We start from the raw sequence: 20346 nt of genomic DNA, 5'->3' as shown, positions 1-20346 counted from the left end.
ATATGGAATTATGAAATTCATTATTGTAAAAAACTAAATTCTACACAAACTATAAAGAAAAGGAGGGTTAACTGCTATGAAAATGAAGGAAGATTCAAACTATGAGGGCAGAGACAAAGTATATGTTGATGTTGACCGTATGACAAATGAAGGCCTAGCAGGTGGGACTGTAACAGATAAATATGATCATCCTCAAATCGAAAGAGCTCAAGATTTCAAAGAGGAAGAACCTCCGAGAAAAGCCTAAAATAAAAAATACAGAAGTTGTATTATTGCAATAGGTTTGATACCCTTTCAGTTAAAGACATTGTTAATTGGAAGGGTTTTTTACTATGGTCGAACATTTAAGAGTCATTCTAAAAAAAGCAGTTATTGAAGAAGAAGAAGTTAGGCAATTACCTCAAGAACAGCTATTACAATATAAGACAACTGACGAAGAGGTACTTTATTTAAATAAAGACCACTTAATGAAAGAAGAAATACAACTACTAGATCTATTTCTAACAGCCATACATACGACAAGCAACGCTGAAACGAATGAACAACAATACTGGAAAGAGCTAACAATATCTGGTCGTGTAACAAGTAGTCCGCCTCTTTTAAACCGTTCAGCTTTTCGCTTCTCACATTTTATAATAGATGGTGAGTTACACGATGAAATAAACTTTATCGAAGCTTTACATAGCTTATTTCCGAGAAAGATAACCGTAGTTTTGGTTACACGCACTGAAGGATTTGTCGTGGAATATATGACAGACGAGGACGAGGAACATGTGGGCGAGAGTCTAATTGAAGCCATTATGTCTGACTTCTATGTTAAAATCGCCTTTTTTCAAGGGAGTATGTTTACAAATGTTGAAGAAGCCAAGAGTATTTATGATTGGGAGAAAAACGCTTTTTCACTAGCAAGAAGAGTCCTTCCTAACCTATCATTTGTTCAAAAAGAACAGTTAATTCCATTCTTATTAAGTAGTGATACTTCTGAGATGACAATAAATATGCTATTACAAATCATTGACTTCTTACGTGACGATAAAGAGTTATTAAAAACAATTAAGGTATTTATGGAATCAAATTTAAATACAACATTAGCTGCTAAAAAGCTCTTTATGCATCGCAACAGTCTCCAATATCGGATTGATAAATTTATTGAGAAAACTGGAATTGATATTAAACAATTTCAACAAGCAGCTTCTTTATATTTCTTAATTTCACTTGATGAAAGTATGAAACATCAGCTTAAATAAAGAACTCAAGGCACAGTGCACAAATTAACCGAACGATTTTTGTGCACGCTTACAATTTACGATACAAGCCTATCGGGGTACAATGTAAACATAAAGTAGAACAATTAAATTGGAGGCGGAATTTATGGCTGAAATTACGTTAAAAAATATTTATAAAATTTATGAAGGTGGAGTTGAAGCTGTTTCAGACTTTAACCTTGAAATTAAAGATAAAGAATTTATCGTGTTCGTTGGTCCATCTGGATGTGGAAAATCAACTACACTTCGTATGATCGCTGGTCTTGAAGATATCTCTAAAGGTGAGCTTTACATTGGAGATCGTCTTGTAAACGATGTAGCACCAAAAGATCGTGATATCGCGATGGTATTCCAAAACTACGCGTTATATCCACATATGAACGTTTATGAGAACATGGCATTTGGTTTAAAATTACGTAAGTTTAAAAAAGACGAAATCGATCGTCGTGTTAAAGAAGCAGCAAAAATTTTAGGTTTAACAGAAATGCTTGATCGTAAACCGAAAGCAATGTCTGGTGGACAACGTCAGCGTGTAGCTTTAGGACGTGCAATTGTTCGTGACCCTCAAGTATTCTTAATGGATGAGCCATTATCAAACCTTGATGCAAAATTACGTGTACAAATGCGTGCGGAAATCACAAAGCTTCACCAACGTTTACAATCAACAACAATCTACGTAACACATGACCAAACAGAAGCCATGACAATGGCAACAAGAATTGTAATTATGAAAGATGGTGTTATTCAACAAGTTGGAGCACCAAAAGAAGTATATGACCTACCAGAAAACATCTTCGTTGGTGGATTTATCGGGTCTCCGGCTATGAACTTCTTAAACGGTAAGCTTGCAAACGGATATTTCCATATGAACGATTTAAAAATTAAAGTTCCTGAAGGAAAATCAAAAATGTTACAAGCATTTGAAGGAAAAGAAATTATCCTAGGAATTCGTCCTGAAGATTTCCATGATGAGCCTGTTTTCCTTGAGTCTTCTGCAGAAACTAAAATTACAGCATTAATTGATGTAGCTGAGTTAATGGGAGCTGAGACTTACCTTTACTCAAAAGTTGCAGATCAAGACTTTATCGCTCGTGTAGATTCTCGCACTGACGTTAAAAACGGTCAAAGCATTACGTTAGCATTAGATATGAACAAAGCGCATTTCTTTGATCCAAAAACTGAATTACGTCTTCGTTAATAACAAAGCGTAAACGCCCTTTCAGTTAGAGATAGATAAACATAATAGAAGAGGCTCCTAGTGAGCCTCTTCTATTTCTTGTATAAACATTGTTTTTTCCGTATGACATTGAGAACAATAAAAAACATGTGGACATTGCTTATTCCTTGCATCATCAGCAATACCATTAAACAGTTTCATACCGTCAATGTCTAAATAAGCACTATAATCATCAAAATAATCCATAATGCGGCCTTTGTCTTCCATAGGAAGATTGCATTGATCACAATTTATTGACATCGATTCAATTCCATTACATAAAGGACAAATACTCATCTACTTTTACTTCCTTTACTTTTCACTAAAAAGGGGATGGTATTCCCATCCCCTAATCCAAAAATATTAAATTGTGTTACAGATTACTGAATGCGCCCGCCTAGCTGTTGCTCAGCCATTTGAACAAGACGCTTTGTGATTTCTCCACCAACTGAACCATTTGCACGTGCTGTTGCATCTGGACCCAATTGTACACCAAACTCTGAAGCGATCTCATACTTCATTTGGTCTAGTGCTTGTTGTACACCAGGAACTAATAATTGGTTTGAGCTATTGTTGTTTGCCAAGATAATCACCTCCTCTTGTAATACTATTTTGTTTCATTTTGCTCTGAGTATGTATTTTTTTTAATAGAAATTTTTTACATTTTACAAGAGATTGAGTTTTTAAGTTATCAAAAAAACAGCCCTTTAGAAAAAGGCTGCTAATTCCCAATATGTTATGGTATCTAACATACCAATAAGAATAATGATACTACCTGCTACACGTTGGACAAGAAGGCCAAATTTTCTTCCCTTCTTCATAAACGCCCCACTTAAACCAAAATACCAAATAAGGAAAACGGAAAGAAGTAGTGGGATAGACGTTCCGATTGCAAAAATACTTGGAATAACTGCACCGTAAGGAACTGCTACTGCTATTGGCATAAGAACAATAAAAAACAAGATAAACATCGTTGGACAAAAACCTAGTGAAAAGCTTAAACCTAAAAGAAATGCCCCGATGTTCCCTCCTTTTTCAGATTTCCTTTTCCATAAAGAAAAAGTCCAACGCATCGTAAATACACCAACTAGGTAAAGCCCAATAACTATCAACATTGGACCTAGCAACTTCCTAATCCAAGGAAAATAGGCAATTAATGATTGTTGAAATTCTGTCCCTAATACCCAGACAATGAAACCTAAACTTGAAAAGGCAATGATCTTCCCTAAGATAAAAAACATGGTTTCATTCCATGCTGCTTTTTTTTGTAGTGAATGATTACCAAAAAGTGTAATAGCACTTAGATTACCTGTAAACTGACATGGAGCAAGTGCCCCAACAATCCCGAGCATCAATGCTGACAATAGGGGGATATGTTCTGTTCCGTAAGCAGCATTCATAAATGGCTCACTAAAAAAATGACTGATTTGTTGAAATAGCTGATACATCATTCATCACTCACTTCTAATGGTCTAATTCCATTTTTTCATATCGTAAACAAAAAATATAGAGGAAGTATGAAGAAAAAATGGCAATATTGTAGCACAATAATTGCGTTTTAGATAAATTTTTATTATGGTAGGATGGAGAAATGAATGAAGGGAATTAATTATCTTGAGGATATTATTACTAGGAGCTAGTGGAAGAGTAGGCTCAGAATTTTTGAAACTTGCGAATATTGACAACCAAGAAGTAACAGCATTTGTTCGCGATCGCACCACGTTAATTTACCAGGCAAAAACCGTCCATGAAGGAAATGTGTTACGTAAGGAAGATATACATAGTGCCATGGCTAATCAAGATATAGTCGTGAGTGCTCTTGGGACAGATGGAAAGGCTACATTATCAGGCAGTATACCATTCATCATTGAGTCGATGAAATATTATGGAATTAAGCGAATTATTACGGTTGGCACTGCAGGAATTCTTCAGAGTAGAGTTAGTCCCTCTCTCTATCGCTATCAATCAACTGAAACTAGACGAAGAAGTCCCAGGGCGACACAAGCTGCCGAAGACCATCGCCTTGCCTACGAAACATTAAAGTCCTCAACCTTAGATTGGACTGTGATCTGCCCGACCTATTTGCCAGATGGAGAAGCTATTGGAAATTATCGCTATGAAGTCGACTACTTACCAATAGATGGAGAGAAGATTTCCGTTGGAGATACCGCCCAGTTTACATTTGAGCAAATAACTTCCAACAAACATATCCATTGTCGCGTAGGATTAGCTTACTAGAAGTACAAAAGCTATTAAAAAAACACGATTGAGTAGCTTAGGCCTCAATCGTGTTTTTTCATATGGCTCTTTTCGTAAACAATGTTGCGAAAACAGCCTTTCATATACATCTATACAACCTTTGCCGTCTCCATTTTTAAACCTAATTGTAGCTGATACATCTGGAAATACTTTCCTTTAAGATCCATCAGCTGATGATGACTACCTCTTTCGACAATCTTGCCTCCATCTAACACTAAAATTTGGTCAGCATTTTTAATGGTTGATAAACGGTGAGCAATAATAAATGTTGTACGGCCTTGTTTAAGCACCTCTAGTGCTTCTTGGATGATCGCTTCTGTTTCTGTATCAATACTTGCTGTTGCTTCATCAAGAATTAAGATTGCTGGATTAAACGCAAGCGCTCTTGCAAATGAGATTAGCTGTCTTTCTCCGGCAGACAATGTGCTTCCCTTCTCAATAACTGGTTCATCCAATCCTTTTTCAAAACGACTAAACAACTTGTTTGCACCTACATCTTCAATTGCCTTTTCCACTTGAGCTCTTGTAATCCTTGGGTCATTTAAACATACATTTGAGGCAATCGTTCCAGTAAATAGGAAAGGGTCCTGAAGAACAATCCCCATATGCTCCCTGAGCTCTTGTTTTGAAATACTCATGATATCGATGTCGTCAATGGTGATCTTCCCTTTGTTATGGTCATAAAAGCGAAATAGTACATTCATAATTGAGCTTTTTCCTGATCCAGTATGACCAACCAGAGCCACTGTCTCACCTTGTTTCGCTTCAAAAGAAATGTTTTTTAGTACAAACTCCTCCTCATAATAAGCAAATGAGACATCTTCAAAACAAACATTTCCCTTATACCTTGGCAGAGTTTTACTTGAGACTTTTTCTCCTTTTTCATCTAATAATTCAAAAACTCTTTCTCCAGCCACACGTGCTTGTTCTAACTGGGATAATTGATTAACTAGTTGAGAGATTGGCTGAAAAAGGCGATTTAAGTAGTCTACAAAAGCATATAGAACACCTAATGAGATCACCGTCCCAATTCCAAGGGAAGCCCCACCGAAATACCAGATTAAAGCGACAAAAGCTAGATTACGGAACACACCAACCAAATTGTGTGAAGTCAAAGAATTTAACTTTAATAATTTACTTTGAAACATAAAATGGTCCTTATTAAGCTTTTCAAAATCGTCATTTGATTTTTTCTCTTTACCAAACGCTTGAATAATTCGCATTCCTTGAATTGATTCATTGATCATACCGTTAATCTCACTTAGGACAGAGCGAATTTTGTGATTATACTTTGATGCGAAGTTACGGTAAAATTTAATCCATACAATTAAAATTGGTACCATAACTAAGCAGATAAGAGCTAGCTTTACATCTAATAAGAACAAGGCAATGTAAATCCCCGCCATATAAATAATTGATGTAAAAAATGTTGCTAAGACTGTCACATATAACTCGCGAATTGCCTCTGTATCATTTGTAACTCTTGAAACAATTTTCCCTGCTGGAAGTCGATCAAAATAACTAACTGGTAATTCTTGGATGTGGGTAAAAACATCTGAACGCATCTTCTGGATAATTTTATTTGCAGATACTTGTAATAAATACTTTTGCCCATAATGAAATAGAGCTGCAAGACAAATTAATCCAAAGTAGAGACCCATTAACTTTACCAAACTTGGTATTTCTGGCTCAAAAAACGCAAATGCTTCAGCACTCGAGAGCGGTTCAGAAAAGTAACTGGCTTCTCGTCCTTGATTCGTAATAACAAGTACTCCCTCAGCTATTTCCCTTTTCCCATCAAAAAGAACTGATTCATCAATAAAGTAATAAACTCTATCTACTTGTAATAAACGAATTTCATTCATCAATTCGTGATCTTTTATTCTATCTTCTCTAATAAAATAACGATTTTGAAACTGAACAGTATCTTCACTAGCATTCGTTTCATACCATGGAAGTTCTACCCCAAGTATATGGGTATCAATCATTTTTTTAGCAATGAATGGACCGGTTAACTCGGCAGCCACAGCGAATGTCAGTAAAGCTAATGCTACCAAAATCGACTTTTTATAAGTAAGTGCGTATTGAAATAAACGTTTACTTACGTTCATTTAGTTCACCTGCCCTTCATTGGTGCGGTCGTCTAGAAGCTGGTGTTCAAATTGTTCTTTATACCAACCATGATTGTTAAGTAATTGCTCGTGTGTTCCTTCTTCAATTACTTGACCATCTTCTAAAACTAAAATCCAATCTGCATGTTTAACAGCCGATAAACGATGAGTTGAAATAAAGGTTGTTTTTCCACCGCGTTCACGGCGAATATTCTCAATTATTTTTGCTTCTGTCTTTCCATCTACCGCTGACATAGCGTCATCCAAAATGAGTATGTCTGGATTAACAAGCAGTGCCCTTGCAATCGATATCCTTTGTTTCTGTCCGCCTGATAGTGAAACGCCTTTTTCACCAACAAGAGTTTCTAACCCTTTTGGTAATGTAGCAATGTCATTTCTAAAGCTTGAAAGTTCTAGTACCCGATAAAGTTCATGCTCGCTAGCTGTTTCACGTCCAAACATGATATTTTCTTTCACTGTTTTCGAGAAAAGAATTTGCTCTTGGGGCACATAACCGATCCAGCTCTTCAAAGACCTCATATCAATCTTTTCAAGAGAGATGCCTGATACAGTGATAGTGCCTTTTCCAATTGGATATTCCCTTAGTAACTGTTTAAGTAGAGTTGTTTTACCACTACCAGTTTTCCCTACAACTCCTAGCGTTTGACCTGGTTCTAGAGTAAAATGTATTTCTTTTAAGTTATCAACCTGAGAGCTTGGATAACGAAATGTTACATTAGAAAACGTAATCGTCTCAGGCTGGGAAATTGCCACTAAATCATTCCCTTCCTGAACGTCTGGTTCATAGGTCAACGTTTCTGTAACACGATCTAAAGAGGCATTCCCTCTTTGCATAATATTAATTAACTCACCAATCGCAAACATTGGCCATATGAGCATTCCAAGGTAAATATTAAACGCTACAAGTTCTCCTAACGTAATCTCATTTTGGAAAACGAGGTAGGCACCGTACCCTAAGCCAATTAAATAACTAAGACCTACTAATATTTTTATTGTTGGTTCAAATAAGGCATCAATTTTTGCAACAGCTATATTTTTGTGTAGAACATCATCTGTTACATCCTTAAATCGTTTTTCATCTGGCCCTTCTTGAACATAAGCACGCACAACTCGGACACCTGCAATTGACTCTAACACCTGATCATTCATATCTCCGAACGCATCCTGTGCTTTTGTAAATCGCTCATGAATTGCTTTTCCGTAAATTTTCATAAGTATTGCCATAATTGGCAAAGGCAATAGCGCGGCCAAGGTGAGTTTCCAGCTCACTAGAATACCCATCGTAAATAGAATAATGACCAAAAACAGAGTCGAATCTACTAATGTTAAAATTCCAAACCCTGCGGTAAGGGAAACGGCTTTTAAATCATTCGTAGCTCTCGCCATTAAATCACCTGTACGATTTTTTTCAAAAAATGTTGGAGTCATCTTAAATAAATGCTTCATCATCTTAGAACGATAGGTTCTTTCTAATAAGAAAGCACCACCAAATAACTTGTTTAACCAAACATATGACATAAAATAAATAACAATTATTAATAGCCCAAAGATGCATAGTAATTGGATTAGACTTTCCCTTGTTAGTGTTCCTTGATGAATGGAGTCAATTGAGATACCGATTAGTTTAGGCGGTATTACTTCAAGGACATTAACAATTGTAAGAAATCCTATGGCAATTGCATATCGTTGCCAATTTTCTTTAAAAAACCAACTGAGTTTCGTTAATACTGAGAACAAATGGGTTCATCCCCTTTCTTTTTAGGGAGCTTTGAAGAGTAGCTAACCACTCTCCAGCTCTTCTTTCGGTGAATTCTTTACCTTCTCCTCAAATATCAAAATGAGTTGCATTAATTGTTCCATAACAACATCCCTCCAAAAAATATTTATATTATCACCATAGGTGTTAATACCCGAAATAAAAAAGCACACCAACTATATAGCGGCGTGCTCTAATACATAATAAGAGTATATCTATATTTAGGAATCTAAATATAAAAGCGCATGCCACAGTAATGTGACACACGCTTAACTGTATAACTAAAAAGTAAGGTTACTTTAAAGAATCCAGGTGGGTCACTTTAGCAAGTATGAAATTAAATTTGTTTGCTTTTCTGATACGAATCATCGTTAACCCTCCCTTTCCAAAATTTTCATATTGTTGATTGCGTTTTAATATTAACACCATTCAAAACTTTGTGTCAATAATTATTTTAACTAGCAAAAAGCTCACTTCTGGATTTGAAGTGAACTTTCTTTTACATTCGTTTCATATTTGACTTCAATAGATCTGCAACTAAAACAAACCTTTGCTTAGCTGAACCTATATAGGTAAATGGATAGCATGTACTAAGTGTTAATGTCGGCTTTCGCTTTGGAACAATGACAGTTTGGTCATCTGCCTCGACGATTCGTACCTTTCTGACTTTATAAGTAAAGATACCATTAAGGTTTTCTACTGTGAGGATATCCCCTTTTGTCACTTCACCTAGCTTACGAAAAACCGTATCGCGATGTCCTGATAACACCGAGTTATTCTCTTCACCAGGTAGAGCAGTTCCCACCACATGACCCACTCCTTCTATAAGCTGGTCTTCAGCAGTACCATGAAAAATTGGGATCGAGGCATTTAGCTTAGGGATGATTAGCTTTCCAATTTCCTCACCTACAACAGGTGGTGAAGTTTTAGGAATTATTTTTTTTTCGCTTACTTCTACTATTTTTTCTGAAACATTGCTAGCCTCAATTACAGTTGCTCTTTCAACGGCATTCATCCCTTTATAGATCAGAAAAACATTAAACAGTAGCACATATAATCCAAAAATAATTAGAATTGTTCCTACAAGAACGAGCCCCATTTTCTTACTTTGTTTTGAAGTAATCAAACGTTAACTCTCCTTCTTACTGCCAGTAACGTAGTAAGCCCGGCTAGAATAAACAAGAAGCTTAAAAGAATATTTCTTACGAAGTGACCCGCTGTTATCGGAAGCCTTGATGCAAATAACATTTCTTGATATTCATCTGCAAGGTTAGCAATTACAGCTAGTTGTTCTAATGATTCGTACATTAAATGGGTGTAAAGCATTTCTTCACTGAATACTAGGGTTGCTAATACGTCCCCTTCCAAGTTATGGAGAGCCATGTACAAACTATGTCCCTCTAACGTTTCCTTAGATATATTTTCAAGCTCGATAGGAGTCATGGCATCATCTTTCACAAGGTAAAATCTCGCATCAACCTGCAACGCAGTAAGCATCTCATTCCAAAGAGTAAATAGATTTTCCTGCTCAAGTTCTGACAGTTCTTCAACTCCTTGCATATAAGACATTGCCTCAAGAGACTGAAGGATATTGTCTACAAGATTTTGATCTACCTCTTTTGCAAAATGATCAAATAGATTTTTCATCTCAGCTTCTGTTAGACCAAAGAGAGATAAAAAGTCATTTACAATTGAAAAATCTTCACGATTTTTCAAAAGAAATTGAACATCTAACTCTAAATCCTCGATAAATGTATAATCATCTAACGACTCGCCATATTCAGCTAACAAAATTTCAAGGTCGTTATAGCTTAAATCATATTTCCCTAGTAGCTCATTTAGATTATCGTTAGTAATTGGACTTCCTAAATCAGCTATAAGCTCTTCATATGACTCATAATCCTCGATAGAAGAATTAAAAAAACTAAGATATTCCTCAAGATCGCCAATCGTCCAATCTAAACTAGACAAGTACTGGTCAAGTTTTTCCTGATTGACTTGAGAGTCGGCTAACACTTGAGTAACATTTGATACTAGTAAGCAAACACATAAAAACAAGAAAACACTACGCTTCATCATTGCCCCTCCTAAAAATGAGATAACAAAGGTAGTGTTTGTTTTTTAAAGAAAAATATACCAATCTAAAATAGCAAGATCCGGTTATGGTTACTAACTTGGAGTAAATCTCCTAACGTCTTTTTTCCTCTTATGATACATGATCTCACAGAAAAGATGAGCAGTTGTTAGCGCATCACCTAGGAAATTCCGTAAATTCAACGATAGTTTCAGGAAGAGCGCGTTTTGGGTTGACATACGTCTGAAAAGTCTTATCTGTCACTGTTAAATTTTCAACATAGACTGCCCCGATTTCAATCAATCGATCAGAAGCTCCAATAGTAAAGCTAGTAGTTTCTATATCAAATACGGTAAAGGAACGTTGATCAAGTGGAGTAATTAATGATTGACTTGTTAATCGTACTTTTTTACAATGAAATCAAATTAGTTAGTGAGGTGATGTAATGAATATGTTCAGTAAACCTCGCCATGAATCGACAGAATTAATAATTTTAAGATACTTGAATAAGCGGATGATTTTGTCTGAAAAAGATCTCCTACACTTAGCAAGCCTAGAAAAGGGATATGCAGGAGAATTAATCTTTGACAGTTGGTTAGAAAGAAAACTCCCCAACAAATTTCTAGTTTTAAGTGACTTATTACTAGAGTGCAACAACACCACCTTCCAAATTGACTCATTAGTCATATCTCCCGACCCAGTTTATATGTTTGAAGTAAAAAATTTTGAAGGCGATTATGTAATTAAAGCTGATAAGTGGTATGTACGGAATGGCATAGAGATCCAAGATCCCGTTCTCCAATTAAAGCGAAGTGAAACCCTTCTTAGAAAACTACTCCAGCAGAATGGTTTTCAATGCACGATCGAAGCCTATGTAGTATTCGTGAACCCCGAGTTCTATCTCTATCAAGCCCCAACAAATCTACCTATTATTTACCCGAGTCAGATCAATCGCATGTTGGATAAAATCAAGACAAATACTCTCACTCCTAGAGAAAGAGACTATAAGCTAGACAGCCAGTTAAACTCCCTCCATATCGTAGACTCACCCTATAAACGGCTCCCCTTATATAGCTATGAACAATTAAAAAAGGGAATAACTTGCGAGAAGTGTTCGTCGTTTCAGGTTCTTTATGTCAATAAGTTAGTCGTTTGTACAGTTTGTAATCATAAAGAGATGGCTGCAAAGGCTGTGTTGAGGAGTGTGGAGGAGTTTAGGGTACTTTTTCCTGAAAAGAGAATATCAATTGACAATATATTTAATTGGTGCCAAATTATTGACTCTAAGAGAACAATTACTACGTTTCTTTCTGCTAATTTGCATAAAGTAAACCATAGTAGGTATACGTATTTTCTATAGTGTACGGTACATTATTCAACCATGAATATAGGTGTCACCGTAACTTTTCTCGGTTGCATGCCCCCCCTCTAGTATTTGGTAAATAAGCGCAGAAGACTCTTCTCGTTTACATAATTCTCCTAATAAATGGTGAATATGTGTAGCAAGACTCTTCTCGCTTACACAATTATCCTAATATATGGTAAATGAGCGTAGCAAGACTCTTCTCGCTTACACGATTATCCTAATATATGGTAAATGGGCCCAGCAAGACTCTTCTCGCTTACAGAATTCTCCTAACATATGGTAAGTAGGCGCAGCAAGACTCTTCTCACTTACACACTTATCCTAATATATGGTAAATAGGCGCAACAAGACTCTTCTCGCTTACAGAATTCTCCTAGTAAATGGTAAATGAGCGCAGTAAGACTCTTCTCGGTTACAGAATTCTCCTAACATATGGTAAATAGGCGCAGCAAGACTCTTCTCGCTTACAGAATTCTCCTAATATATGGTAAACGAGCGTAGCAAGACTCTTCTCACTTGCAGAATTCTCCTAGTAAATGGTAAATGCCCAGCAAGACTCTTCTCACCTACATAATTCTCCTGGTAAATGAAAAAACCGGGCACTAACCTATGCCCGGTTTTAAATGTAAGCTATTTCTTCGCCACATCTTTCACTTCCACTATCTTCACTTGGCAACATGACTGTTCTTTTTTTGCACTATCATCTTTTGCAGCAAAAATCTTTTTAAATAAACTCATGATTGTCACCTCCTCTAGATCATATAAAATAGCAGCCCTGAGAATGTTGCTAGGGTTATAACAGACCCAATAAATGCAGCTACTAGTTTCTTTTGAAAAATTGAATTTAACAAGGCAATTTCAGGTAGACTGGCACCTGCTGAGCTGATCATTAATGCCATTACAGGTCCAAGTGCCATTCCTTTTACTACTAATATTTGCGAGATTGGTATCATAGTAGATAGGCGAATATACAATGGGATCCCAACCACTGCTGCAATAGGAACTAACCACCATGCATCGCCACCAAAGTAAGTAGCAATAAACTCTGTGGGTACTAACCCTTTAATAATAGAACCTATCCCTGCCCCGATGATGATATAAGGATAAACAGTTTTCATTAATGCTAATGTTTCTTTCAAACTCTCTTTCAAGCTAAACCGTTTCTCTGTTGGCTCATAACCTGTCATGACCACTTTCTTAACGTATTTCTCAAATCCTAGTTTCTCTAATGTAAGACCAATTACTGCTGCTAAAACTGCAGTAATAATAGTGTAGTAGATTGCTACTTTTGGCCCTAATAGAACTCCCATCAATGTAATAATTGTAGGATCTAATACCGGTGACGCAAACAGAAACACCATAACAATACCGAAACGTACCTTTTGTTGTAACAGATTAACAATTACTGGGATTGTTGAACATGAACAAAACGGAGTTACAAATGCTAATAATATAGCAGCACTTACACCGATAATTGGGTTGCTTCCACTGAGGTATTTTTCGAGCTTTTCAAATGGGATAAAGCCTTTTAATAGATTAATTAACAACGAGATTCCTAAAAATAAAAATGTTAATTCCAATGCTAACAGTAAAAAACTAATAAAGTGTTCCATAAACCAATTCCTCCAATTTAATATATTTGCAAAATGCAAGTATTAACTTTTATAAAAGCTGGATATACTTCCAGCTTAGAACATGTTTGATTGACAGCAACTTGATGATTTAGCCATTGCGTCATTTAACAACTTGACTGATTGAATAACCATAGCTCGTTCATCTGCTTTTAAATGAGAAAAGATCTCTTCGAAATTGGCTTTCATTTGCTGATCAATTGCTCCTGTCACAAAGTTTCCTTCTGTTGTTAATGATAATAATTGGACCCGACGGTCTTCTTCGTGCGGTGTTTTTTCTAACAAACCCATTTTAATTAAGTTTTGAGCTTGCCTTGAGAATGTAGTAATGTCAGTTCCAAGAGCTTCAGCAACTTCTTGCATAGAAGCTCGTTTCCTTCTTTCAACTTCAAACAATATATGACTATGAATAATAGAGATTTCAAATTTTCCAACCGAACAACAATTTTTATTTAAAAAGCCAAACCTTCTTGTTAGAATTTGAAACAGTTCTCTTACGTTCTCCAAGAGTGAGCACCTTCTTCAATATTTGTAATTTGCAAGTTTCTTTAACGTTAGTATAAAACTTATATTTGCATATTGCAAGTGTTTTTTAAAAAAAGAAGACGAATGGCCTCTTTAGTCTTTTGTTAGGTTAGTTTGGCGTATAATCCAAACGGTTCTCCATTGGAATATGAACTGGAACGTCAAAGTACCATATTAAAAACAAAGCTATCGGAATTGATAATACATACGCTAAAATAGGGTTTTTATAATGCAATCGTAACATTGGAAACATCACACAATCAAAAAGGGCAGACCAACCTAAGTGCCAATTATGTTGATAAAATATTTTATCAACCATAAGAAATACAATCTCAAACCCAACATAAACACCTATCCAAGTAACATAATGATAAAATATTCTTTTAGGAGTATTCGGATACTTTGATAAAAACATTAACACCGTTCCTGGAAAAACAATTAGAGTGTAGACTACTTCAGAAAGAGTATGATTCGATAAAATATCAGGATTAAACTTCCATAATAAATAGTTTGCACACAAAAAATTATACATAAGATTGCCAACAGCTATATAAAGCATCGTTGTATGATATTCTTTCCAATTTCGATAATCGCCACGGATCAAAATGGCTAATATGGTCATCACTGTGATTAATACATGCATTCGATTTGCTCCCTTAGATTTTACATATTATAGTTATTTCCAAGTACTAAAATAAATTGCATCAAGGAGGTTGGCTAATGAAAAAATTAAGAGTTGGAATTATCGGTACAGGTGCTATTGCCCAAGGCGCTCATATTCCAAATTATCAAAAATGCAATAATGTAGAAGTAGTTGCTGTAGCTAATCATCATTACGATAAGGCTGAACAATGTGCAAAAACCTTTTCAATCCCTTATGTTTTTGAAAACTACGAAGACATGCTGAACGAAGTTGATTTAGATGCTGTAAGTATCTGTACTCCTAATAAATTTCACGCTGAACAAACTATTGCTGCCTTACATAAAGGCTGCCATGTACTCTGTGAGAAACCACCAGCTATTACTGTTGAAGAAGTATTGCAAATGGAAAAAGCCGCCGAAAATGCAGGCAAAATCCTGTTTTATGCCTTTCATTACAGATACTCACCAGAAGTGATAACACTAAAGAAATTTATTAATGCTAATGAGTTAGGTGAGATTTACTCCGCAAAGGCCACAGCCGTTCGTCGCAGAGGAATACCCGGATGGGGAGTTTTTACAAATAAAGAATTGCAGGGTGGTGGAGCACTCATTGATATCGGAGTTCATATGCTAGACACGGCTCTCTATTTAATGGGCTATCCAGAACCACATACAGTACTGGGAACAACCTATGCTAAGATCGGTCAAAGATCAGGGGTTGGATTGTTAGGGAAATGGGATTGGGAGAATTTTTCCGTTGAAGATATGGCCAATGCCATGATTACTTTCAAAAACGGCTCAACTTTACTATTAGAAGCTGCTTTTGCTGCCAACGTTGAAGAAAAAGATGTGATGCAAGTGAGCCTCATAGGAGACCAAGGTGGAGCAGACGTGTTCCCTTTAAAGATTTTTCAAGAAAAACACGACACCTTAATTGATGTGTCACCAGCATTTCTTCCGAATTACAGTTTTCATGAAAAAGAAATTAGAGATTTTGTTAATTGTTGCTTAACAAACACTATGCCAGAAAGTACTCCTCATCAAGGACTCATTCTACAGAAAATTGTCAATGCCATTTATGAGTCAGCAAAAACTGGCGAAGCGATAAGGCTTTAACTTGTATAAAATTACCTCCCTTAACACAGGTTACTTACTGTCAGACAATTAATTACATAAGGGAGTTTTTTTATGAACAATTTACCAACGTCTTTTCCACCACAACATCAGTCAAAACAGCCTGGTATCGAAGCTGAGATGAACCCTCGTCCTATCTTTGATGATCCCGCTTATATCGGTAGTGGTAAGTTAAAAGGGAAAGTTGCCTTTATCTCTGGTGGTGATAGTGGTATTGGTCGGGCTGTTGCTATTGCTTTTGCCAAAGAAGGTGCTAATATTGCCATCGGCTATTTCGATGAGACTGTAGATGCAGAAGAAACAAAACAGTTAGTTGAGGCTAAAGGTACTAAATGCTTACTTTTACAAGGGGATATTGCTGAAGAAGCGACTTGTACAAAAATGATTGAGGATACGGTGGCGCAATTTGGACAACTAGACATTGTGGTGAACAATGCAGCCTATCAAGTCGTCCAAAATAACATTAAAAATATTACTCCAGATCAATTAGAACGAACGTTTCGGATCAATATCTTTTCATGCTTTCATTTTGTTAGAGCAGCTCTACCTCACTTAAAACAAGGAAGCTCCATTATAAATACCACTTCTGTTACGGCTTATCATGGACATGAACAGCTCGTTGACTACTCTTCCACAAAAGGAGCTATGGTTACTTTTACAAGGTCTTTATCAATGCAGCTTGTTGGGCAGGGTGTTCGTGTGAATGGTGTAGCTCCAGGTCCAATCTGGACCCCACTCATACCTGCTTCATTCCCAGCAACTCAAGTTGCTAGCTTTGGAAGCAATACCCCAATGAAACGAGCAGGACAGCCTTTTGAATTGGCTCCAGCTTATGTTTATTTAGCATCTAACGATTCTTCTTATGTATCCGGACAAGTCATTCATGTTAATGGTGGAGAAATTGTGAATGGCTAAGGATAACCCTTCAGGGGTTATCCTTTTTCTATCGGAAAATAACTGTATTTATAGCAACTTTTAAGTTAGAATAGGAGTATAGTTCCACTACTTAAGTAAGAAGTGAAATACAACAAGGTGGGTGAAAGAAATGAGTCCATTTCTAGTTCTACTGTTTACCGCCATTCTGGCTGGAGTTATAGCTAACTTTGTTCGTTTTCATGTCAATGACGTGACGAATAAGTTTATCTTGATAACGTTATCATTAGTACTGGTAAAAACATATAGCCTACTTTTTAATTCTACTAACACTGCATGGACAATCTTTCTCATTATCTTAATTGCAGCGTATTCACTTCAACTAAAAGGAGCTATTGTATTTGCCATCATAAGCTGGCTTGCAATTACTATTAATAATGAAATTAATTTATATTTACTCATTAGCTATCTTATTTTTGCTAGCTTCATAGGCTTAGTGGCCGAGTTCTACTTTACAAAGGATAAGAAAAGTCAGCAATCGTTAACCACTCTATTGAAACAGTCTAAACAACTCGATGTATTTAGAGAAATAAGCTTATCGATGCAACAAACACTCCAACTCGATAAACTACTGCAAATTATTTTAATTTCTGTAACTGCTGGTCATGGACTTGGCTTCAACCGTGCGATGATTTTCTTAAAGTCATCTGACAATAATCAGCTAAACGGGATTATGGGAATTGGCCCTATGAATGCTAATGAAGGCTTTGGTACATGGGAACGACTCGCAGCGAGTAATCTAAAGTTATTGGATCTGATTAAGCTTAATTATGATAAGGAATCGATTGATCCTGAATTGAATGCCTTAATTAAATCTATTTCAATCAATTTAGATAATGATAATGTACTAGAAAAAGCACTCCGCGAGGGAGTACCATACAATGTACAAGCCATTGATGAAAAGGATTTTGCTCAACAATTATTTTATAACTACTTTCAAATGCAAGCGTTTGCTATCATTCCTCTTTTGAATCAAGGGAACCAAATTGGCGTACTTATCATTGATAATATTGTTAACAACCAGCCAATTACCGAAGATGATATTGATAGTGTTATTCCCTTAGCGAACCAAGCTGCCATTGCAATTGAACAGGCGAATTTATATAAGCAGATTGAAATGATGGCTTTAAACGATAACCTGACTGGCTTGTTAAACCAGCGTTCCTTTGAATTATATTCAAACAAATATTTTACTGATTCCAAAGAAGCTCAGGAACCTTTATCAATTATTATCTTTGATATTGACTCATTTAAGCATTACAATGACACGAATGGCCATTTACTCGGAAATGAAGTGTTAACCAAACTTTCTCAAATTGTAAAGAGCTCAGTTAGAGACCAGGATTTGGCTTTTCGATTTGGTGGGGAAGAATTCGTTGTTATTCTCCCTAATACTTCAGAGGAAAAAGCATTGCTTGTTGGGGAAAGAATCCGTGAAAATATCGAGATTGCTATTTTCCCTAATGAAGAGTTACAACCAACAGGAACATTAACCGTAAGTGTTGGAGTAGCCTCAACCCAAAATATTGAGTTTGAAAGCATTCTACAACTAATTGAAGCTGCAGATAATGCCTTGTATAAAGCAAAAAATGCAGGCAAAAATCGGGTAGAGCTATTTAAGGGGGACAAAAGCTATGTCTGAACTAATTGTTATCAGTAGCATCGTCCTATTCTTTACAACAGTAGTGATTACAAATCAATACTTCTATCACTTGGCGATGCGAGTAACAGCCAGTCGTTTTGAAAAAAAGTACCCTTATGCTATTGAAAAAATGAGTTTTTCTTTCGAACAGATGGTCTACTTAATTAAGCTGCCAAGTAATGTACCACACATTAAAAATGTCAAAAAAGAACAAATTTACATTACCTATGACTATAGTTCCTTTCTTTATCCAGACTTAAAAGGTATAAGTGTTAATCTTACTACAGATGGTAAGAAAATAACTTTGGCTTATTTATCAATTGATAACTACCGTAGCCCAGTTCTTGATAAGTTATTGAAAGAAGGTCATATTAATTTAGAGACCTACAAAAAAATTAGTACCTATAAGATAAAACATCCAAAGGTTAATGAACTGATCATTCATGAAGTATACCGCAAGCTTCAAGTAGGCCGCTATAATATTCTAAATGAAACGAGCTGACAATTGTCAGCTCTGTTTTTTTCTAGAGAATTGTGGAACCAGAAGAATGGCTAAACCCGCCACAATAAGATGAATAATATGTGCAGTCATTTTGTATTGTTGCAACAAATCATTTTCGGCCAAAACTGCATTACCAATAAGACCTAAAATAACAATTAGAATAAAATATACCAGAGGTTTACGTGTAAACCTTTGTAAGAAATAAAAGATGATTGAACTAATAAATACAGCAATGAAAGAAACCCCAGCAATCAAAACTAAATATAAGGTATCCCTGCTTTCTCCAATGATTTCAACAGGGAAATTAAATAGATAACTAGAAAGTAAAAATGAAACAACAGCAACCAAAGCAGTAATACTTGCTGCAAACAAGCCCGTTTTTAAATATGAGGTAAATTTATTTTTATACAAGTTAATACTCCTCCTTCACAGCCATACATTTTTATGGTCTATGGCAAACTGCTCAAATGATATTGGTTTTCTTTCAAGGATGTTCTCAACATCATGGGTAACTTTTTTTGCAGTTCCCATTTTAGTGAGTAAATACAGCATCGTCATAACGTTTGCATACTCTTTTTTTATTCCTCGATTTATTGTCTTCCTCCTGAAATTTAGTAATCCAGGATTTTTATATGTTATTTTCCTACAAAGAACGCCTGATAGTGTATTTGCTACTTGATAATAATCAATAGCTTCATTACCTGTAAGTGAGTAACTTTTATTGAGGTGTTTTTCATGAAGAAAACATTGTGCTGCAACTGCACCAATATCTCTTGTATCAATAAAACTTGTCTTCGCATTACCAACGGGTACAAAAATTTCATTTCGATCCTTTATTTCTATTGCATGAGTGGTACTTAAGTTTTGCATAAAAAATCCAGGTCTTAAAAATGTATACGGAATGGAAAACTCCAGGATCATATCTTCAATTTTCCGATGTGGTACAACTGGATTTTTCTCCACTCCTAATAAGGAAACAAATACGACCTGCTTAATCCCTCTTGCTGCGACTTCTTCTAAAAATGGTCGCATATCTTTTTTGGGGTTTGCTAGTTGTGGTGGCCTTACTAAGAAAACACGATCAACACCTTCAAGTGCCCCCGCAAAGGTTTCTCTTTTTAGAAAATCAAACTCAACCGTCTCGCAGCTTAAATCATTCTTTTCTATCTCAAACACGGCTGCCCTGACACTTACCCCACACTTTAAAAGGTTTTCAACAACATACTTACCAATATTCCCTGTTGCCCCTGTAACTAAGATTTTCCCCAT

General features: G+C 36.0%; 22 protein-coding genes. 9 read left to right on the top strand and 13 right to left on the bottom strand.

All coding sequences use genetic code 11. The features are described from left to right. Nucleotides 1-76 precede the first annotated feature (76 nt). The 3 genes from DS745_RS24925 (at nt 77) to DS745_RS13295 (ending at nt 2463) form a co-directional block, all read left to right on the top strand. The gene (locus tag DS745_RS24925) at nt 77-247 is read left to right on the top strand and encodes a hypothetical protein (RefSeq protein WP_196121259.1); all 171 of its coding nucleotides are present in this window, start codon (nt 77-79) and stop codon (nt 245-247) included. Nucleotides 248-332: 85 nt separating this feature from the next. Continuing rightward, nucleotides 333-1247, top strand: a complete 915-nt coding sequence (locus DS745_RS13300; RefSeq protein WP_129078723.1) for a PucR family transcriptional regulator — start codon at nt 333-335, stop codon at nt 1245-1247. Nucleotides 1248-1371: 124 nt separating this feature from the next. Further along, a complete protein-coding gene (locus tag DS745_RS13295) occupies nt 1372-2463 on the top strand; it encodes an ABC transporter ATP-binding protein (protein WP_129078722.1) in 1092 nt (363 codons plus the stop codon). A 57-nt stretch (nt 2464-2520) separates the two neighbouring features. Here DS745_RS13295 and DS745_RS13290 read toward each other — a convergent pair whose 3' ends face one another. The 3 genes from DS745_RS13290 to DS745_RS13280 all read right to left on the bottom strand — a co-directional run bounded on the left by DS745_RS13290 (nt 2521) and on the right by DS745_RS13280 (nt 3929). Further along, nucleotides 2521-2778, bottom strand: coding sequence for a hypothetical protein (locus DS745_RS13290; protein WP_129078721.1), 258 nt, complete (start codon nt 2776-2778; stop codon nt 2521-2523). Between the two features lie 83 nt (nt 2779-2861). Then, on the bottom strand, nt 2862-3065 hold the full coding sequence (locus DS745_RS13285; RefSeq protein WP_129078720.1) for an alpha/beta-type small acid-soluble spore protein: 204 nt from the start codon (nt 3063-3065) through the stop codon (nt 2862-2864). Nucleotides 3066-3188: 123 nt separating this feature from the next. Continuing rightward, complete coding sequence (locus DS745_RS13280; protein ID WP_129078874.1) at nt 3189-3929, bottom strand: urease accessory protein UreH domain-containing protein; 741 nt, start codon at nt 3927-3929, stop codon at nt 3189-3191. Between the two features lie 166 nt (nt 3930-4095). On the opposite strand from DS745_RS13280, the gene DS745_RS13275 reads away from it, so the two are divergent. After that, nucleotides 4096-4719: an NAD(P)-dependent oxidoreductase gene (locus DS745_RS13275; protein ID WP_129078719.1), complete on the top strand. Its 624-nt coding sequence runs from the start codon at nt 4096-4098 to the stop codon at nt 4717-4719. A gap of 110 nt (nt 4720-4829) precedes the next feature. Here the strand turns inward: DS745_RS13275 and DS745_RS13270 are convergent, their stop codons facing one another. The 5 genes from DS745_RS13270 to DS745_RS25180 form a co-directional block, all read right to left on the bottom strand. Next, a complete protein-coding gene (locus DS745_RS13270) occupies nt 4830-6851 on the bottom strand; it encodes an ABC transporter ATP-binding protein (RefSeq protein WP_129078718.1) in 2022 nt (673 codons plus the stop codon). Next, nucleotides 6852-8609, bottom strand: a complete 1758-nt coding sequence (locus tag DS745_RS13265) for an ABC transporter ATP-binding protein (RefSeq protein ID WP_129078717.1) — start codon at nt 8607-8609, stop codon at nt 6852-6854. 518 nt (nt 8610-9127) lie between these two features. Beyond that, the gene (locus tag DS745_RS13260) at nt 9128-9754 is read right to left on the bottom strand and encodes a class D sortase (protein ID WP_241657817.1); all 627 of its coding nucleotides are present in this window, start codon (nt 9752-9754) and stop codon (nt 9128-9130) included. Then, a complete protein-coding gene (locus DS745_RS13255; RefSeq protein WP_206662932.1) occupies nt 9751-10704 on the bottom strand; it encodes a processed acidic surface protein in 954 nt (317 codons plus the stop codon). The genes DS745_RS13260 and DS745_RS13255 overlap by 4 nt, the downstream gene beginning before the upstream one ends. A gap of 175 nt (nt 10705-10879) precedes the next feature. Continuing rightward, a complete protein-coding gene (locus DS745_RS25180) occupies nt 10880-11044 on the bottom strand; it encodes an exonuclease domain-containing protein (protein WP_421721822.1) in 165 nt (54 codons plus the stop codon). 103 nt (nt 11045-11147) lie between these two features. Here DS745_RS25180 and DS745_RS13245 point away from each other — a divergent pair, with 103 nt between their 5' ends. Next, nucleotides 11148-12062, top strand: a complete 915-nt coding sequence (locus tag DS745_RS13245; protein WP_129078714.1) for a nuclease-related domain-containing protein — start codon at nt 11148-11150, stop codon at nt 12060-12062. 758 nt (nt 12063-12820) lie between these two features. Here DS745_RS13245 and DS745_RS13240 read toward each other — a convergent pair. The 3 genes from DS745_RS13240 to DS745_RS13230 form a co-directional block, all read right to left on the bottom strand. Continuing rightward, nucleotides 12821-13681: a permease gene (locus DS745_RS13240; protein ID WP_129078713.1), complete on the bottom strand. Its 861-nt coding sequence runs from the start codon at nt 13679-13681 to the stop codon at nt 12821-12823. A gap of 75 nt (nt 13682-13756) precedes the next feature. Continuing rightward, nucleotides 13757-14206, bottom strand: a complete 450-nt coding sequence (locus tag DS745_RS13235; protein ID WP_129078712.1) for a MarR family winged helix-turn-helix transcriptional regulator — start codon at nt 14204-14206, stop codon at nt 13757-13759. 127 nt (nt 14207-14333) lie between these two features. Beyond that, on the bottom strand, nt 14334-14867 hold the full coding sequence (locus DS745_RS13230) for a CBO0543 family protein (RefSeq protein WP_129078711.1): 534 nt from the start codon (nt 14865-14867) through the stop codon (nt 14334-14336). Between the two features lie 77 nt (nt 14868-14944). Between DS745_RS13230 and DS745_RS13225 the strand changes: the two genes are divergently transcribed. The 4 genes from DS745_RS13225 to DS745_RS13210 all read left to right on the top strand — a co-directional run bounded on the left by DS745_RS13225 (nt 14945) and on the right by DS745_RS13210 (nt 19077). Continuing rightward, a complete protein-coding gene (locus DS745_RS13225) occupies nt 14945-15982 on the top strand; it encodes a Gfo/Idh/MocA family protein (RefSeq protein WP_129078710.1) in 1038 nt (345 codons plus the stop codon). A gap of 72 nt (nt 15983-16054) precedes the next feature. Beyond that, the gene (locus DS745_RS13220; RefSeq protein ID WP_129078709.1) at nt 16055-16915 is read left to right on the top strand and encodes an SDR family oxidoreductase; all 861 of its coding nucleotides are present in this window, start codon (nt 16055-16057) and stop codon (nt 16913-16915) included. Nucleotides 16916-17045: 130 nt separating this feature from the next. Further along, nucleotides 17046-18575 carry a GGDEF domain-containing protein gene (locus DS745_RS13215; RefSeq protein WP_129078708.1) on the top strand — a complete coding sequence of 510 codons (1530 nt, stop codon included), beginning with the start codon at nt 17046-17048 and terminating at the stop codon, nt 18573-18575. Continuing rightward, nucleotides 18568-19077: a hypothetical protein gene (locus tag DS745_RS13210; RefSeq protein ID WP_129078707.1), complete on the top strand. Its 510-nt coding sequence runs from the start codon at nt 18568-18570 to the stop codon at nt 19075-19077. Before DS745_RS13215 ends, DS745_RS13210 begins: the two co-directional genes overlap by 8 nt. A 6-nt stretch (nt 19078-19083) precedes the next feature. Here the strand turns inward: DS745_RS13210 and DS745_RS13205 are convergent, their stop codons facing one another. After that, nucleotides 19084-19488, bottom strand: a complete 405-nt coding sequence (locus tag DS745_RS13205) for a DUF6069 family protein (protein ID WP_129078706.1) — start codon at nt 19486-19488, stop codon at nt 19084-19086. 15 nt (nt 19489-19503) lie between these two features. After that, nucleotides 19504-20346: an SDR family oxidoreductase gene (locus tag DS745_RS13200; RefSeq protein ID WP_129078705.1), complete on the bottom strand. Its 843-nt coding sequence runs from the start codon at nt 20344-20346 to the stop codon at nt 19504-19506.

The organism is Anaerobacillus alkaliphilus (genome assembly GCF_004116265.1).
GTDB classification, from domain to species: domain Bacteria; phylum Bacillota; class Bacilli; order Bacillales; family Anaerobacillaceae; genus Anaerobacillus; species Anaerobacillus alkaliphilus.
This window is presented reverse-complemented; position numbering and strand designations above follow the sequence as displayed.

Excerpts from the sequence above, each read along its gene's own strand:
- DS745_RS13290 (WP_129078721.1), bottom strand. The coding sequence starts at position 2,778 with ATGAGTATTTGTCCTTTATGTAATGGAATTGAATCGATGTCAATAAAT.
- DS745_RS13200 (WP_129078705.1), bottom strand. The coding sequence starts at position 20,346 with ATGGGGAAAATCTTAGTTACAGGGGCAACAGGGAATATTGGTAAGTAT.
- DS745_RS13220 (WP_129078709.1), top strand. The coding sequence starts at position 16,055 with ATGAACAATTTACCAACGTCTTTTCCACCACAACATCAGTCAAAACAG.
- DS745_RS13280 (WP_129078874.1), bottom strand. The coding sequence starts at position 3,929 with ATGTATCAGCTATTTCAACAAATCAGTCATTTTTTTAGTGAGCCATTT.
- DS745_RS13270 (WP_129078718.1), bottom strand. The coding sequence starts at position 6,851 with ATGAACGTAAGTAAACGTTTATTTCAATACGCACTTACTTATAAAAAG.
- DS745_RS13225 (WP_129078710.1), top strand. The coding sequence starts at position 14,945 with ATGAAAAAATTAAGAGTTGGAATTATCGGTACAGGTGCTATTGCCCAA.
- DS745_RS13300 (WP_129078723.1), top strand. The coding sequence starts at position 333 with ATGGTCGAACATTTAAGAGTCATTCTAAAAAAAGCAGTTATTGAAGAA.
- DS745_RS13255 (WP_206662932.1), bottom strand. The coding sequence starts at position 10,704 with ATGAAGCGTAGTGTTTTCTTGTTTTTATGTGTTTGCTTACTAGTATCA.
- DS745_RS13230 (WP_129078711.1), bottom strand. The coding sequence starts at position 14,867 with ATGCATGTATTAATCACAGTGATGACCATATTAGCCATTTTGATCCGT.
- DS745_RS24925 (WP_196121259.1), top strand. The coding sequence starts at position 77 with ATGAAAATGAAGGAAGATTCAAACTATGAGGGCAGAGACAAAGTATAT.
- DS745_RS13245 (WP_129078714.1), top strand. The coding sequence starts at position 11,148 with ATGAATATGTTCAGTAAACCTCGCCATGAATCGACAGAATTAATAATT.
- DS745_RS13210 (WP_129078707.1), top strand. The coding sequence starts at position 18,568 with ATGTCTGAACTAATTGTTATCAGTAGCATCGTCCTATTCTTTACAACA.
- DS745_RS13240 (WP_129078713.1), bottom strand. The coding sequence starts at position 13,681 with ATGGAACACTTTATTAGTTTTTTACTGTTAGCATTGGAATTAACATTT.
- DS745_RS13295 (WP_129078722.1), top strand. The coding sequence starts at position 1,372 with ATGGCTGAAATTACGTTAAAAAATATTTATAAAATTTATGAAGGTGGA.
- DS745_RS13215 (WP_129078708.1), top strand. The coding sequence starts at position 17,046 with ATGAGTCCATTTCTAGTTCTACTGTTTACCGCCATTCTGGCTGGAGTT.